Raw genomic sequence first — 14,590 nt, forward strand, 5'->3', positions numbered from 1 at the left:
ATGAACCTGAAACTGACCACCCCGGCCGCTGTGGCCGCCGCCCTCGCCGGCATGCTCGTCACTGCACCGGTGCTCGCCGCCGATTACGCCCAGGCGCCGGGTGCCGGTTCGTTCCTGGCCTTTGCCACCAAGTACGACGGTGAAGTGTTCACCGGCAGCTTCCCGGGCTTTGCCACCAAGCTCAGCTTCGACCCGGCCAATCCGTCCGCAGGTTCGCTGGACGTGGTGATTCCGCTGGCCGGCGCCAAGAGCGGCAACAGCGACCGCGACTCCACTCTGCAGGGCGCGGACTTCTTCAACGTCGGCAAGTTTGCTACCGCGCGTTACACCGCCAAGGGTTTCCGCGCACTCGGCAACGACCAGTTCGCCGCCGATGGCACGCTGGAACTGCGCGGCGTGAGCAAGCCGGTCACCTTCACTTTCACCTGGAAGCCCGGCGCGCAGCCGGTGCTCACCGGCAAGGCCACGGTCAAGCGCCTGGATTTCGGTGTCGGTGGCGGCGACTGGGCTGATACCAAGACCATTCCGGACGAAACCGCGATCAGCACGATCGTGAAGTTCGACGCGAAGTAAGACGCCTTCGTCCTGGTAGCGCCGGGCCATGCCCGGCGGCTTCCATCGCTGGTCGCGCTTCGCGCTTCGCGCTCGGGCACGGCCCGGCGCTACCTGCCCGCCAACAGCCAGGCCTGCACCGTGGCCGCATCGAACGGCCAGTCCAGCTCCCGCCCGCCGCGCTCATCGCGCAGCACCGGCACCCGCGCCCCATAGCGCGCCTCCAGCGCAGGCTGGTCATCGAGGAACACCGATTCGAACTCGGGCGCCCGCGCCCTGGCCAGTTCGGCCAGGGCCATGTCACACAGATGGCAGTCGTCACGCTGGAACAGGGTCAACACCGGGGTTTGCTCCCTTGGCGGAAATGCTGCGCCGCAGTCATGGAAGTGCGGCGTGAGCCGCTAGAATAGCGGTCTCTCCCGGTACCCGCAGTACGGCAACCATGGCTGTCAGCACGTTCGACGTTTTCAAGATCGGCATTGGCCCGAGCTCCTCGCACACCGTCGGGCCGATGAGGGCCGCCGAGCGCTTCATCCATCGGTGGCTGCTCGACCCGGGCAAGCTTGCGCAGGTCGCGCGCATTCGTGCCGACGTGTACGGCTCGCTGGCACTGACCGGTCGCGGCCACGGCACCGACAAGGCGATCCTGCTCGGCCTGGAAGGGCAGCGTCCGAACCTGATCGACCCGGACATCATTCCGTCCACGCTGGAGCGCATCCGCAGCAGCAAGCGGATCATGCTGATGGGCCAGCACGAGATCGCCTTCGATGAAAAACGCGACCTCGGCCTGAACAAGCGGCAGAAGCTGCCCTACCACACCAACGGCATGCGCTTCACTGCGTACAACGCCGATGACGAAGTGCTGGCCACCCGCGATTACTACTCCGTCGGTGGTGGCTTCGTGGTCAACCAGGACGATGCGGCCGATGACCGTATCGTGCCTGACGAAACGCCGCTGCCCTACCCGTTCAAGAGCGGCGACGAGCTGCTGGCGCAGACTGCGCGCAGTGGCCTGAGCATCGCCCAGTTGATGTTCGAGAACGAGAAATGCTGGCGCAGCGAGGACGAGATCCGCGACAACCTGCGCGAGATCTGGAGCGCAATGCAGGCCTGCGTGGCGCGCGGCATCCGCGAGGAAGGCGTGCTGCCGGGTGGCCTGAAAGTGGGCCGCCGCGCGCCGGCGCTGTACCGCGAGCTGTCGTCGAAGCCGGAAGCGGCGATGCGCGACCCGCTGACCACGCTGGACTGGGTCAACCTGTACGCACTGGCCGTGAACGAAGAGAACGCTGCCGGTGGCCGCGTGGTCACCGCACCCACCAACGGCGCGGCGGGTGTACTGCCGGCGGTGCTGCACTACTTCGACCGCTTCTGCCCGGGCGCGAACGAACAGCGGGTGTTCGACTTCCTGCTGACCTCGGCGGCGATCGGCATCCTGTACAAGGAAAACGCCTCGATCTCCGGCGCCGAAGTGGGCTGCCAGGGCGAGGTCGGCGTAGCCTGTTCGATGGCCGCCGGCGGCCTGGTCGCGGCGCTGGGTGGCAACCCGAGCCAGATCGAGAATGCGGCGGAGATCGGCATGGAGCACAACCTGGGCCTGACCTGCGATCCGATCGGTGGCCTGGTGCAGATTCCGTGCATCGAGCGCAACGCGATGGGTGCGGTGAAGGCGATCAACGCCTCGCGCATGGCCATGCGCGGCGACGGCAAGCACAAGGTGTCGCTGGACAAGGTCATCAAGACCATGCGCGATACCGGCCGCGACATGCAGGACAAGTACAAGGAAACCAGCCGCGGCGGCCTGGCGGTGAACGTCATCGAGTGCTGATGGTCGGCAGGGCCGGGCATCGACCCGGCTCTGCAGTGCCGATCTCGACCGGACAACACCGTCACCGTTTTCCGGTTAGGCTCGGGCATCCCCCTGCCCCGGAATGTCCCATGCGCGTGATCGCCACCGCCCTGCTCGCCTGCCTTCCGCTGTCCGCTCTCGCTGCGCCAACCTACGGGCCGCGGCTGGAGGGCTTCGACTACGGCTATCCAGTGAAGACCTTTGCACTGGAATCGCAGCGCCAGGCCTTGGAGATGGCCTATCTGGATGTTGCGCCGAAGAAGAAGCCGATCGGCGTGGTGGTGCTGCTGCATGGCAAGAACTTCTGCGCGGCAACCTGGAAGGAGACGATCAAGCCGCTGGTGGCGGCAGGCTACCGGGTGATCGCGCCGGACCAGGTGGGTTTCTGCAAATCCAGCAAGCCCGAGCGCTACCAGTATTCGTTCGGGCAGCTGGCCGACAATACCCATGCGCTGCTGCAGCAGCTGCAGCTGGGTGATGTACCGGTGCATGTGGTCGGCCATTCGATGGGCGGCATGCTGGCCATCCGTTATGCGCTGATGTATCCGCAGGACATGCGCAGTCTTTCGCTGGTCAATCCGATCGGGCTGGAAGACTGGAAGGCGCTGGGCGTGCCCTGGCGCAGCGTGGACGCGTGGTATGCCGGCGAAATGAACATCAGCTATGACAGCATCCGACGCTACCAGCTGGATGTGTACTACGACGGCAAGTGGAAGCCGGCGTATGAACCGTGGGCGCGCATGCAGTCGGGCATGTACGAAGGCGCGGGCAAGCAGCAGGTGGCCTGGAGCCAGGCACTGACCTCGGACATGGTGTTCAACCAACCGGTCGTCTACGAACTGAAGAACCTGCAGGTGCCGACCACCTTGTTCATCGGCCAGAAGGACCGCACGGCGATCGGCCGTGACCAGGCATCGCCCGAACTGAAGGCAACGCTGGGCAACTACCCGGCACTGGGCAAAGCGGCAGCGGCGGCGATACCCGGCTCGACCCTGGTCGAGTTCGCGGCACTGGGCCATTCGCCGCAGGTGCAGGACCCGAAGCAGTTCAATGCCGCATTGTTGAAGACGCTCAAGGCGCGTTGAAGTTCCATAACCGCCGGGCATGGCCCGGCGCTACGAGGATCGGTGTGGGTAGCGCCGGGCCACGCCCGGCGAGCGCAGCGGCGGCTGGGCTCACCCCACGATCCGCAGCACGTCATCCAGCAGCGCCGCTGCGGTCACTTCCGCACCCGCGCCCGGCCCCTGGATCAACAGCGGCTGCGCGCGGTAGCGATCACTGTGGATGGCCACGCGGTTGTCGGTGCCCGCGCCCTGCGCCAGCGGATGGTCGGCAGCCAGCTCACGCAGGCCCACCTGCGCACCCTCGCCATCGACGCGCCCGACAAAACGCAGCACCCGGCCGTTGTCGCGCGCCTGCTGCCAACGCGCCTGCAGCGGCGCATCCAGCTGCTCCAGCGCATTCACTGCATCTTCCAGCGGCAGCGCAGCCAGCGCATCCGGCACCAGTGAGTCGACCTGCACCTGCGACGCGTCCAGCGCCAATCCGCTGCTGCGGGCCAGGATCAACAGCTTGCGGCGCACATCCTCGCCGGAAAGATCCAGCCGTGGGTCCGGCTCGGTGTAGCCGGCCGCCAGCGCTTCACGCACCGCCGCCGAGAACGGCGACTGGCCGTCATAACGATTGAACAGCCACGCCAGCGAACCGGAAAGCACGCCCTCGATGGCATGGATGTGATCGCCACCGGCAACCAGCGCGCGCAGGCTGCTGAGCAACGGGAGGCCGGCGCCGACGGTGGCGCTATCGCCGTAACGCGCACCGCTGTCGGCGCAACGATCGGCAATGGCCTGCGCGCGCGACAGCTGCGCACCGCGGCCAAGCTTGTTGGCGGTCACCACGTGCACACCGCGCGCCAACCACTGCACGTGGCGCGCCGCTACATCTTCGCTGGCGGTGGCATCGACCACCACGTCGCCACGCTCCAGTCCTTCAGCGCTGGCCCACGGCGGCAAACTCTGCCCATCACGCGGCGCACGCCGTGCCAGTTCCAGCGGCAACGCCAGATCGCGGTCGATCGCCAGCGCGGTGCGTGAATTGGCCAGCCACTGCACGCTGGGCAGTTCCAGCCCACGCGCCTGCAACGCCTGGTAGCGCTGCACGAAGGCCGAACCGACGGTGCCGGTTCCGAGCAGCGCCAGGCGGCCGGTACCCAGCAGCGGAATCTCGACAGGCAAAGCGCTCATGCGTCTGCCACCTGTTTGCCGCGCGCCACCGCATCGATCACCGCCTCGGCGCGCGCCAGCGCGCTGCCCAGATCGGCCAGCAGGTCGCGCTCACCCTCGATACCGACCGACAGACGCAGCAGGCCTTCACTGATGCCCGCAGCCGCGCGTGCGTCGGCAGTCATCGCGGCGTGGGTCATGGTCGCCGGATGAGCGATCAGGCTCTCCACACCTCCCAGCGACTCGGCCAGCGTGAAGTAACGCAGGCCATCGACGAACGCACGTACAGCAGCATGCGGATCATCGCCGGCACAGCTGGCCAGTTCGAAGGACAGCATCGCGCCGAAACCACTCTGCTGACGCGCGGCAACGGCGTGGCCCGGATGATCGGCCAGGCCCGGGTAGTAGACCTTGGCCACCGCAGGATGCGCATCAAGCAGCGCCACGATCGCGGCGGTGTTTTCCTGGTGCGCGCGCAGGCGTGCATCCAGCGTACGCAGGCCGCGCAGGGTCAGGAACGCATCGAACGGCGAACCGGTAAGGCCCAGGGCATTGCCCCACCACACCAGCTGTTCATGCACGGCGGGATCGCGGGCAATCACCGCACCACCGACCACGTCGCTGTGGCCGTTGATGTACTTGGTGGTGGAGTGCAGCACCAGGTCCGCGCCGAACGACAGCGGCTGCTGCAATGCCGGCGACAGGAACGTGTTGTCGACCACCACCAGCGCACCGGCTTTGTGCGCCGCGTCGATCACGAAGCGCAGGTCGGTGATGCGCAGCAGCGGGTTGGACGGGGTTTCCACCAGCACCAGCTTCGGCTGCGTGGCCAGGGCCTGGGCCAGCGCGCGCGGGTCGGTCAGGTCGGCGGTGACCAGTTCGAAATGGCCTTTCTTTGCCAGCGCGTTGAACAGGCGCCAGCTGCCGCCGTACGCATCGTGTGGCACCACCAGGGTGTCGCCGGGCTGCAGCAGTGCGTTCAGCACCAGGTTGATCGCGCCCATGCCGGTTGCGGTCACCACACCGCCGGCGCCGCCTTCCAGTTCGGCCAGCGCCTCACCCAGCAGGTCGCGCGTGGGATTGCCACTGCGGGTGTAGTCGTACTGGCGCTTGTTGCCGAAGCCTTCAAAGCTGAAGTTCGACGACAGCACGATCGGCGGCGTGACCGCGCCATGGGCGGTGTCGCGATCGATGCCGGCGCGGACGGCGGCGGTGGTGCGACAACAGGACGGTTCAGCGGCGTGCAGGCTCATGCGGACTCTCCAGAAGTGCGGAAGGCGGTGGCGAGGATCGCGTCGATGCGATCGGTTTCTTTCAGGAAGGCGTCGTGGCCGTAGGGCGAGCGCAGCACGCGCAGGCTGCCGCGTGGGCCCAGTCCCTCGACCAGGCCGACCAGGTCGGCAAGTGGCACCAGGCGATCGCCTTCAACGGCAACCACCACGGTCGGCGGCAGGATCGCGCTCGGATCCACGCGGTGCAGGTCGATCGACTCGGACAGGCGCAGGTAGGCATTGACCGGCGTGCGCGCGACGTACTGCGCACCAGCGGCGTCGAGGTAATCTTCGGCCGCGACACGGACGCGGCCATTGACCACCTCCGGTGCGGCGTCGAAGCGTTCGCCGAATTCTTCCGGTGTGCGGTAGCTGAGCATGGCGAACTGGCGGGCCAGCGCCAGGCCGTGGTCTTCGCCACACTGCAGCTGGCCCAGCGCCACGGCACGGCGCTGCAGCGCACGCCAGGCGGCGGCATACGGGTGCGGGCGGTGCGCACCGCTGGCCAGCACCAGCTGGCGTACCCGGGCACGGTGGCGGATCGCGAACTGCTGGCCGACCAGCGCGCCGTAGGAATAGCCGACGAATGCCTTCAATGCGCGGATGCCGAGGTGATCCAGCAGCAGCGCCAGCGCATCGGCCTGGTCGGCGGTATCGATCGGCACATCCAACGCACCGTCGGCGCCGATGAAATCGAACGCGAGCACGCGCAGCTGCTGCGGATCCAGTGCGCGGCCACTGCCGACCAGGCCTTCGGCCCAGCCCTTCTCGCTGAACTGCGCATTGGCGGCCACATGGCGGTGCGCGGAGATGCCGCCGGCCAGCACCACCACCGGTGCGCTGACCGGACCGACCCACTCATAGCGCAGCCGCACCGGGCAGGGGCCGGCATGACGCATCGACAGCACGGCGGCGAACTCGCCGCGCTCGGCGTGCACGCGGTCATCGACCGGCACGCTGACGGGGACAAAGGGTTCGGGACGAAGCACGGTGCTGGTGGCGAAGCTCATGGCGGGTTCCGTTGGGGAAATCGGCCATCGAGCCTTCGCGGGGCTCGCGTTCGACGTGCACGTTGGGTGCAGGTTCGAACCATCTTTCGGTGGACGCCACGGTCCCCGCAGGATTTGGCACCTACGCAGGCGCTTTCGCGTCTGCGGGCTGCCCCGGCTTCAAAGGGCCTGTCCCTCTGCCGGTCTCGATGGTGGAGTCACGATGCCAGCCCTTTCCGGGCATGTCAATCCCTTCATGCGGATAAAGAGATGGATGAATGCGAAGCAACCTGCCCTTTCACCATCCCGACAGCTTGCGTAGAGTCCCGGCGGTCCATGTCGCTGGAGCCTTCGATGCGCCGCCTGCCCCTGCCCTGCCTCCTGCTGCCCCTGCTGGCGAGCGCCACGGCCAACGCTGCCGACTGGCGCCAGGGCTGGGGACTGGTGCCACAGACGCCGGCCGCGCGCACGACAGGCGCCACCCCGCACGCGGCGCCGATGGCCCGCCTGCGCCTGCAGTCGCTGGGCGACCAGTGGCAGGCGCGGATCGACAATCCACTGTCCGGCCCGGTGCAGATCGAGCTGCGCGCTGCCCCCGGCACACGGGTGGAGGGGCTGCCGCTGCAGTCACTGGTGCAGGCCACCGGCAGCCTGGTAGTGGGCCATCTTCCCTCTCCTTCCAATGGCAAGGAACTGGACCTCCGCTTGCAGTCGGTGCCGGGCAATCCGGCCGCGCGCGCCGAAGACGTCGCCTACCGCCTGCCGTTCGAGGCTGTCCAGCTGCGCGTGGACCAGGCGCCGCAAGGCCGGTTCAGCCACGATGACGAGGAGAATCGCGACGCCATCGACTTTGCCCTGCCCGAAGCGACACAGGTCCTGGCCGCCCGCGAGGGCACGGTGATGCAGGTGCAGGACGGGTTCCGCGGCAATGGCCTGGACCGTGAACGCGATGCCGGACGCGCCAACTTCGTTCGTATCCTGCACAGCGACGGCAGCATGGCGATGTACGCCCACCTGCAGGCCGGCGGCATGCGCGTGCGTCCCGGCCAGGCCGTGCAGGCTGGGCAGCCGATCGGCCTGTCCGGCAACAGTGGCTACAGCACCGCACCGCACCTGCACTTCGTGGTGCAGCTCAACCGGGGCATGGGGCTGCGTTCGGTGCCGGTGCGCATCCTCGCCCCGCAGGGCGAATTGCACTTCGCCCGTGAGGGCAGCGGGGACGCCAGCGCCGGGCGCTGACCCGCCGACGCCGGCAGGCCGGTATAATCGGGCGCTTATCTCTTTGAAAAGCGCCCCGTGCGGGCGCCACTGCCATGTCCGAAGTCGCCACCGAAGCGTCGCGTCGCCGCACGTTCGCCATCATTTCCCACCCTGACGCCGGCAAGACCACGCTGACCGAAAAGCTGCTGCTGTTCGGAGGCGCGATCCAGATGGCCGGCTCGGTGAAGGGCCGCAAGGCTGCCCGCCACGCCACCTCGGACTGGATGGCGCTGGAAAAGGAGCGCGGCATCTCCGTCACCTCCTCGGTGATGCAGTTCCCGTACGAAGGCAAGATCATCAACCTGCTCGACACCCCGGGCCACGCCGACTTCGGCGAGGACACCTACCGCGTGCTGACCGCGGTGGACTCGGCGCTGATGGTGATCGACGTGGCCAAGGGCGTGGAAGAGCGCACCATCAAGCTGATGGAAGTGTGCCGCCTGCGCGACACCCCGATCATGACCTTCATCAACAAGCTCGATCGCGAGGGCAAGGAGCCGATCGACCTGCTGGACGAGGTTGAAAGCGTGCTCGGCATCCAGTGCGCACCGGTCACCTGGCCGATCGGCATGGGCCAGCGCCTGAAGGGCGTGGTCCACCTGATCACCGGCGAAGTGCATCTGTACGAGCAGGGCCGCAACTTCACCCGTCAGGATTCGACCATCTTTCCGTCGATCGATTCACCCGGGCTGGTCGAGAAGATCGGCGAGCGCATGCTGGCCGATCTGCGCGACGAACTGGAACTGGTGCAGGGTGCCAGCCATCCGTTCGACCTGCAGGCCTATCGGGCCGGCAAGCAGACCCCGGTGTTCTTCGGCTCGGGCGTGAACAACTTCGGCGTGCAGCCGCTGCTGGACTTTTTCGTCGAGCATGCGCCGTCGCCGCAGGCACGCTCCACCACCGGCCGCGACGTCGCCCCGCAGGAGCCGAAGCTGACCGGCTTCGTGTTCAAGATCCAGGCCAACATGGACCCGCAGCACCGTGACCGCGTGGCCTTCATGCGCGTCTGCTCGGGCCGGTTCACTGCCGGCATGAAGACCCTGCACGTGCGCACCGGCAAGGACATGAAGCTGGCCAATGCGCTGACCTTCATGGCCAGCGACCGTGAAATCGCCGCCGAGGCCTGGCCGGGCGATGTCATCGGCATTCACAACCACGGCACGATCTCCATCGGCGACACCTTCACCGAAGGCGAGGCGATCACCTTCACCGGCATCCCCAACTTCGCCCCGGAACTGTTCCGTCGCGCCCGCCTGCGCGATCCGCTCAAGCTCAAGCAGCTGCAGAAGGGCCTGGCACAGCTGTCCGAGGAAGGCGCCACCCAGTTCTTCCGTCCGCTGACCAGCAACGACCTGATCCTGGGCGCGGTGGGCGTGCTGCAGTTCGATGTGGCTGCCTACCGCCTGAAGGACGAATACGGCGTGGAAGCCACCTTCGAGCAGGTCGGCGTGACCACGGCGCGCTGGGTCCACTGCAGCAACGAGAAGAAGCTGGAGGAGTTCCGCGAGAAGAACGCGCTGAACCTGGCCCTGGACGCGGCCGGCCACCTGGTCTACCTGGCGCCGACCCGGGTCAACCTGCAGCTGGCGCAGGAACGTGCGCCGGACGTGCGTTTCTCGGCAACCCGTGAAGCCGCGCATACGGTCACCGGCAACTGATTGCAGCGACCATACGGTGGCGGGGGTGCACGCGCCCGCCATCGCGGCGATGATAGGGGGGTGCAGGTCCCCCTCCCTGCAGACGATGCCCATGCCATGTCCACGACTTCCGTTGATTCGATCCGCGAAGAAATTGCCAGCGCCCTGACCCACGGGCTGGGTGCGGTGCTTGCTCTGGCCGCCAGCGCGGTACTGATCACCCTGGCTGCGATCTACGGCGATGGCTGGCAGCTGGCCAGCGCGATCGTATTCGGCATCGCCCTGCTGCTGCTGTACACCGCCTCCACGCTGTACCACGCCATCCAGCACCCGCAGGCCAAGGGCCGCCTGAAGGTGTTCGACCATTGCGCGATCTATGTGCTGATCGCCGGTACCTATACTCCGTTCACCCTGATCGGCCTGCGCGGCCCCTGGGGCTGGGGCATGTTCACCGCGATCTGGGCGCTGGCGCTCGGCGGCGTGGTGTTCAAGCTGTTCTACACCGGCCGCTTCAAGCTGCTGTCCACGGTGATCTACATCGCCATGGGCTGGCTGGTGGTGGTGGCGATCAAGCCGATGTGGGCCTCGATCGATGGCGGAACGCTTGCCTGGCTGTTCGGCGGCGGCCTGTCCTATACGCTGGGTACGTACTTCTACCACCGCGAATCCATCCCCTATTCGCATGCCATCTGGCATCTGTTCGTGATCGGCGGCAGCGTCTGCCACTTCGTCGCCGTGACCCGCCAGGTGCTGTGACCCCGTATTGGCGGTAACGCCAGGCCCCTGGCCGGCGAGCAGGCACTGGCCCTGCACACGGTGCACATGATCGCTTCGCGCCCCGTCCACCCCGACGGGGCAACCATGGCAGCGTGAATGCTGCCTCTGCTCCTGCTGATCCCAAGGCGTCGCGCTGGCGCCTGCGTCGCCCCGGCCCACGCGGGCAGCGCTGGCTGGCCGTGCTGGTGTTCCTGCTCGCGGCGATCCTGGTCCTCATCGCTCTGTGGGACTGGAACTGGTTCAAGGGCCCGGTCGAACGCGCGGTAAATGCGCGCACCGGCCGTGCGCTGCACATCGGCAACCTGGATGTCGACCTCGGTCGCACCAGCACCGTGCGCGCCGATACCCTCACCTTCGCCAATGCGCCCTGGGCAAAGCAGCCCACCATGGTCAGCGCCGACCGGGTCGAAATCGACATACGGGTGTGGCCGCTGCTGCGGGGCAGCGTGCAATTGCCCGAAGTGCGCCTGACCCGCCCGGACGTACTGCTGGAAACCGCCCCGCGCAAAGGCGACCCCGGCAACTGGGACTTTCTCGGCGACAGCAAGGGGGGCGCCACGCCGCAGCTCAAGCGCCTGCTCATCGACGATGGTCGCCTGCAGTTCCTCGACGCACTCGGCCGCACCGACATCCTGGTGAACGTGCGCAGCGGGCAACCGAAACAGGCCGATGCGGCACCACCGTTGCTGGTGGCTGGCAAGGGCCGCTGGCAGGGCAATCCCTTTACCCTGAGCGGCGGCACCGAATCGCCGCTGGAACTGACCGACAGCGCCCATCCCTTCCGCATCCATCTGGATGGCCGCGCCGGTGCCACCCGTGCCGTTGCCAGCGGCACCTTGACCAACCCGTTCCAGCTGCAGGTATTCGACCTGCAGTTCGCGCTGAGCGGTCAAGACCTGGCCGACCTGTATCCATTGCTGGGCATCGCAATTCCGCCCTCCCCGCCCTACGCACTGGATGGCCGCCTGAAGCGCGATCATCAGGTGTGGCGCTACGAGCGCTTCACCGGCAAAGTCGGCGACAGCGACCTGGGCGGCGATGTGCAGTTCGATGTCTCCAGGGAACGCCCACGGATGACCGCGAACCTGGTGTCGCGCCGCCTCGATTTCGATGACCTTGCAGGCTTCGTCGGTGCGCCCCCGAAGACCGGCGGCGGCGAGACCGCCAATGCGGAACAGCGAGCCGACGCTGCGCGCGTGGCCGCCAGCGCCAAAGTGCTGCCGGCCACGCCGTACAACCTGGGCAAGCTGCGCGCGATGGACGCGGACGTACGCTGGAAGGCACAGCGCATCAATGCACCGAAGCTGCCGCTGGACGACATGGATGCACACCTGCTGCTCGACGATGGTGTACTGCGGCTGGACCCGCTGAACTTCGGCGTTGCCGGTGGCGACGTCCGCAGCACGATCCGCATGGATGCACGTCGGCCACAGATCGCAACCTCATTGAAGGCCAGCGTGCGCGGTGTGCAGCTGGGCCAGTTGTTCCCCGACGCCAAGCTCGCCGAGCAGGCCAAGGGGGGTATCAGCGGTGCCATTGATCTGACCGGCAACGGCAACTCGATCGCAGCGATGCTCGGCAGCAGCAGCGGCGACGTGGCGCTGGGCATGGGCCGCGGCCATGTCGGCAACCTGCTGATGGAAGTGGCGGGACTGGATATCACCGAGTCGCTGAAATTCCTGTTCACCGGCGACAAACAGATTCCGCTGCGCTGCGCCTTCGCCGACTTCGGCGTGCGCGAGGGCCTGATGCATACCCGGTCGATGGCAGTGGACACCACCGATACGATCATCCTCGGCGAGGGCGACGTCAGCCTGCGCGATGAAACGCTGGACCTGCTGCTGAAGCCACGTCCCAAGGACAGGAGCATCCTGGTGCTGCGCTCGCCGCTGCGCATCGGCGGCACCTTCAAGGACCCGTCGTTCCGCCCGGATTTCAAGGCGCTGGGCATCCGGGGTGCGGTGGCGTTGACGCTGGGCAGCATCGCGCCGCCGGCGGCACTGCTGGCCACCATCGAACTGGGGCCGGGCAAGGATGCCGACTGCGGTGGGCACTACGCGAAGTAGGTTTACAGCGTTGTTCGCAGCGCCTCGTTCTCCCGCGCGTAGAGCCGGAGCAAGGCGACAGGCAGGACACGCCGTAAATACGTCCCTGTAGGCTCGGTCGGCGCATCCATGCGCCTCACGGTCCTGCCTGCCGCCTTGCTCCGGCTTCGGACAGTTCCCTGCGCGCGCGGAACAGGAGCAGGAATTCAAAATCAAAAGAAGAAAGCAGAATCAAAAGCAGTGCCAACCGAGGTTGGCATCTACCAACGGCGGATTGTCGGGATGAAAGCCACCGCGCTCGCAGGAACGTGTCCTGAGGCGGAGGGTATGGCCGTGCAGGACCGTTGGCGCCATGGATGGCGCCATCGAGCCCCCATGGATGGGTTTACGGCGTGTCCTGCACGGCCATGCCCTTCGCCTTCCCGCACATCAGGCAGGCGCCGCTTTGCCTTTGCACTTGCCGTTGCTCCGGCTTCGAAAAGCGGGCCGGCGGGCCGCAGGCCCGCCAGCGACAGAACTTACCCCGCCACGATGTACTGCTGCAGCTGATCCAGCTCGCGCCGCTGCGCATCGATCACCGACTTCACCAGGTCACCGATGGAAATCACCCCCACTACCTGCCCACCCTCGACCACCGGCAGATGGCGGATGCGGTAATCGGTCACCAGCTGCAGGCAGTGTTCCACCTGCTCACCGGGGCTCACTGTCACTACGTTCGCGGTCATGATTTCCGACACTGCGGTGTCACGCGACGAACGATCGTGAAGCACGATCTTGCGTGCGTAATCGCGCTCGGAGAGGATCCCGACCAGTCGCGGGCCCTCCATCACCAGCACCGCGCCGATGCCCTGCTGCGCCATCAACCGGATCGCATCGATCACCGCCGCGCCGGGCGCGACCGCATGCACTTCAGGGGACTTGCCGTCCAACAGTTGCCGTACCGACGTCATCTGCCTGCCCTCCCAGGGTGGGTTGCAGTTCCGAGTCTGCCACGGAAGGGGCCAACCATGCGTCAACCAGGTACAACGGCCGTTGCTTGGACTCCTCATACAGGCGCCCCAGGTACTCGCCGATAAGCCCCAGCGCGATCAGCTGCACGCCGCCCAGGAACAGGATCACCGCCATCATGGTCGGCCACCCGGCCACCCGGTCGCCGTAGATGGCTGCCTTGGCGATCACCCATATGGCGAACACGAAGGCCACCCCCGCAGTGGCCAGCCCCATGTAGGTGGCCGCCCGCAGCGGCACCGTCGAGAAGCCGGTGATCCCTTCCAGTGCGAAGTTCCACAGCCGCCACAGGCTGAACTTGCTGGTGCCGGCCAAACGGGCATGCCGGTGATAGGGCACCGCCACGCGGCGGAAACCGACCCAGCTGAAGAGCCCCTTCATGAACCGGTGCCGTTCGCGCATCTCGCGCAGGGCGCTCAGCGCGCGCGGTGACAACAAGCGGAAATCGCCGGTGTCGGCCGGAATGGGAGTACGCGAGAGCCTGCCGATGACCCGGTAGAACACCGATGCGGCAGCACGTTTGCTCCAACTCTCACCGTCGCGCACCAAGCGGGTGCCGTAGACGTTGTCGTAGCCTTCGCGCCAGCGCTCTACAAAGCGCGGCACCAGTTCCGGCGGGTCCTGGCCATCGGCGTCGAGGATCATCGCCGCGCCTTCACGCACATGGTCCAGGCCGGCAGTCAGTGCCGCCTCCTTGCCGAAGTTGCGCGACAGCTTCAGCGCCGACACCCGCGGGTCGGCCTGGGCCAGCGACGCCATCAGCGCCCACGTTGCGTCACTGCTGCCGTCATCCACGTACAGGATGTGTCCATCGATTCCGGCCAGGCCATCCAGTACCGCGCACAATCGCGGATGCAACTGGGGCAGCACCAGTTCTTCGTTGTGTGCGGCAATGACGAAGGTAAGACGCTCACGAGTCATCGCCGGATTGTACGTGGTTGACGGGTGTACAGCCCGCCAGTGCACCGTTCCGCCCCCCGCTT

General features: G+C 66.9%; 13 protein-coding genes and 1 riboswitch. Of the genes, 7 read left to right on the forward strand and 6 right to left on the reverse strand.

Translation table 11 applies throughout. From position 1 onward, the window contains the following. On the forward strand, nucleotides 1-573 hold the full coding sequence (locus tag LMF57_RS15075; RefSeq protein WP_117311049.1) for a YceI family protein: 573 nt from the start codon (nucleotides 1-3) through the stop codon (nucleotides 571-573). Between the two features lie 89 nt (nucleotides 574-662). Here LMF57_RS15075 and LMF57_RS15080 read toward each other — a convergent pair whose 3' ends face one another. Continuing rightward, nucleotides 663-893, reverse strand: a complete 231-nt coding sequence (locus LMF57_RS15080; protein WP_025877830.1) for a glutaredoxin family protein — start codon at nucleotides 891-893, stop codon at nucleotides 663-665. Nucleotides 894-994: 101 nt separating this feature from the next. Between LMF57_RS15080 and LMF57_RS15085 the strand changes: the two genes are divergently transcribed. Both LMF57_RS15085 and LMF57_RS15090 read left to right on the forward strand, forming a co-directional pair. Continuing rightward, on the forward strand, nucleotides 995-2,377 hold the full coding sequence (locus LMF57_RS15085; RefSeq protein WP_025877828.1) for an L-serine ammonia-lyase: 1,383 nt from the start codon (nucleotides 995-997) through the stop codon (nucleotides 2,375-2,377). Between the two features lie 110 nt (nucleotides 2,378-2,487). Beyond that, complete coding sequence (locus LMF57_RS15090) at nucleotides 2,488-3,483, forward strand: alpha/beta hydrolase (protein ID WP_117311050.1); 996 nt, start codon at nucleotides 2,488-2,490, stop codon at nucleotides 3,481-3,483. Nucleotides 3,484-3,573: 90 nt separating this feature from the next. Here LMF57_RS15090 and LMF57_RS15095 read toward each other — a convergent pair whose 3' ends face one another. From LMF57_RS15095 to LMF57_RS15105, 3 genes are read right to left on the reverse strand one after another with little or no spacing between them, the layout of a single operon-like run. Beyond that, nucleotides 3,574-4,641 carry a homoserine dehydrogenase gene (locus LMF57_RS15095; protein ID WP_117311051.1) on the reverse strand — a complete coding sequence of 356 codons (1,068 nt, stop codon included), beginning with the start codon at nucleotides 4,639-4,641 and terminating at the stop codon, nucleotides 3,574-3,576. After that, a complete protein-coding gene (locus LMF57_RS15100; RefSeq protein ID WP_117311052.1) occupies nucleotides 4,638-5,873 on the reverse strand; it encodes an O-succinylhomoserine (thiol)-lyase in 1,236 nt (411 codons plus the stop codon). Before LMF57_RS15100 ends, LMF57_RS15095 begins: the two co-directional genes overlap by 4 nt. Further along, complete coding sequence (locus LMF57_RS15105; protein WP_229290140.1) at nucleotides 5,870-6,901, reverse strand: homoserine O-succinyltransferase; 1,032 nt, start codon at nucleotides 6,899-6,901, stop codon at nucleotides 5,870-5,872. The genes LMF57_RS15100 and LMF57_RS15105 overlap by 4 nt, the downstream gene beginning before the upstream one ends. A gap of 76 nt (nucleotides 6,902-6,977) precedes the next feature. Continuing rightward, nucleotides 6,978-7,096, reverse strand: a riboswitch (SAM riboswitch). A gap of 138 nt (nucleotides 7,097-7,234) precedes the next feature. On the opposite strand from LMF57_RS15105, the gene LMF57_RS15110 reads away from it, so the two are divergent. From LMF57_RS15110 to LMF57_RS15125, 4 genes are all read left to right on the forward strand, one after another. Then, the gene (locus LMF57_RS15110; RefSeq protein ID WP_229290141.1) at nucleotides 7,235-8,119 is read left to right on the forward strand and encodes a M23 family metallopeptidase; all 885 of its coding nucleotides are present in this window, start codon (nucleotides 7,235-7,237) and stop codon (nucleotides 8,117-8,119) included. 74 nt (nucleotides 8,120-8,193) lie between these two features. Continuing rightward, nucleotides 8,194-9,798: a peptide chain release factor 3 gene (locus LMF57_RS15115; protein WP_229290142.1), complete on the forward strand. Its 1,605-nt coding sequence runs from the start codon at nucleotides 8,194-8,196 to the stop codon at nucleotides 9,796-9,798. A 96-nt stretch (nucleotides 9,799-9,894) separates the two neighbouring features. Next, on the forward strand, nucleotides 9,895-10,533 hold the full coding sequence (locus LMF57_RS15120) for a hemolysin III family protein (RefSeq protein ID WP_025877819.1): 639 nt from the start codon (nucleotides 9,895-9,897) through the stop codon (nucleotides 10,531-10,533). Nucleotides 10,534-10,694: 161 nt separating this feature from the next. Next, on the forward strand, nucleotides 10,695-12,620 hold the full coding sequence (locus LMF57_RS15125; protein ID WP_229291399.1) for an AsmA family protein: 1,926 nt from the start codon (nucleotides 10,695-10,697) through the stop codon (nucleotides 12,618-12,620). A 497-nt stretch (nucleotides 12,621-13,117) separates the two neighbouring features. Here the strand turns inward: LMF57_RS15125 and LMF57_RS15130 are convergent, their stop codons facing one another. Both LMF57_RS15130 and LMF57_RS15135 read right to left on the reverse strand, forming a co-directional pair. Continuing rightward, entirely contained in the window at nucleotides 13,118-13,549 is a 432-nt protein-coding gene (locus LMF57_RS15130; RefSeq protein ID WP_140225677.1) for a CBS domain-containing protein, read from the reverse strand. Beyond that, nucleotides 13,509-14,528 carry a glycosyltransferase family 2 protein gene (locus LMF57_RS15135; RefSeq protein ID WP_140225676.1) on the reverse strand — a complete coding sequence of 340 codons (1,020 nt, stop codon included), beginning with the start codon at nucleotides 14,526-14,528 and terminating at the stop codon, nucleotides 13,509-13,511. Before LMF57_RS15135 ends, LMF57_RS15130 begins: the two co-directional genes overlap by 41 nt. Between the last annotated feature and the right edge of the window lie 62 nt (nucleotides 14,529-14,590).

This window comes from Stenotrophomonas sp. SI-NJAU-1 (genome assembly GCF_020883215.1).
Classification (GTDB): domain Bacteria; phylum Pseudomonadota; class Gammaproteobacteria; order Xanthomonadales; family Xanthomonadaceae; genus Stenotrophomonas; species Stenotrophomonas indicatrix.

What these genes read in the sequence shown, in the direction of transcription:
- LMF57_RS15075 (WP_117311049.1), top strand. Translation starts at nt 1, where the DNA reads ATGAACCTGAAACTGACCACCCCGGCCGCTGTGGCCGCCGCCCTCGCC.
- LMF57_RS15085 (WP_025877828.1), top strand. Translation starts at nt 995, where the DNA reads ATGGCTGTCAGCACGTTCGACGTTTTCAAGATCGGCATTGGCCCGAGC.
- LMF57_RS15090 (WP_117311050.1), top strand. Translation starts at nt 2,488, where the DNA reads ATGCGCGTGATCGCCACCGCCCTGCTCGCCTGCCTTCCGCTGTCCGCT.
- LMF57_RS15095 (WP_117311051.1), bottom strand. Translation starts at nt 4,641, where the DNA reads ATGAGCGCTTTGCCTGTCGAGATTCCGCTGCTGGGTACCGGCCGCCTG.
- LMF57_RS15100 (WP_117311052.1), bottom strand. Translation starts at nt 5,873, where the DNA reads ATGAGCCTGCACGCCGCTGAACCGTCCTGTTGTCGCACCACCGCCGCC.
- LMF57_RS15105 (WP_229290140.1), bottom strand. Translation starts at nt 6,901, where the DNA reads ATGAGCTTCGCCACCAGCACCGTGCTTCGTCCCGAACCCTTTGTCCCC.
- LMF57_RS15110 (WP_229290141.1), top strand. Translation starts at nt 7,235, where the DNA reads ATGCGCCGCCTGCCCCTGCCCTGCCTCCTGCTGCCCCTGCTGGCGAGC.
- LMF57_RS15115 (WP_229290142.1), top strand. Translation starts at nt 8,194, where the DNA reads ATGTCCGAAGTCGCCACCGAAGCGTCGCGTCGCCGCACGTTCGCCATC.
- LMF57_RS15120 (WP_025877819.1), top strand. Translation starts at nt 9,895, where the DNA reads ATGTCCACGACTTCCGTTGATTCGATCCGCGAAGAAATTGCCAGCGCC.
- LMF57_RS15130 (WP_140225677.1), bottom strand. Translation starts at nt 13,549, where the DNA reads ATGACGTCGGTACGGCAACTGTTGGACGGCAAGTCCCCTGAAGTGCAT.
- LMF57_RS15135 (WP_140225676.1), bottom strand. Translation starts at nt 14,528, where the DNA reads ATGACTCGTGAGCGTCTTACCTTCGTCATTGCCGCACACAACGAAGAA.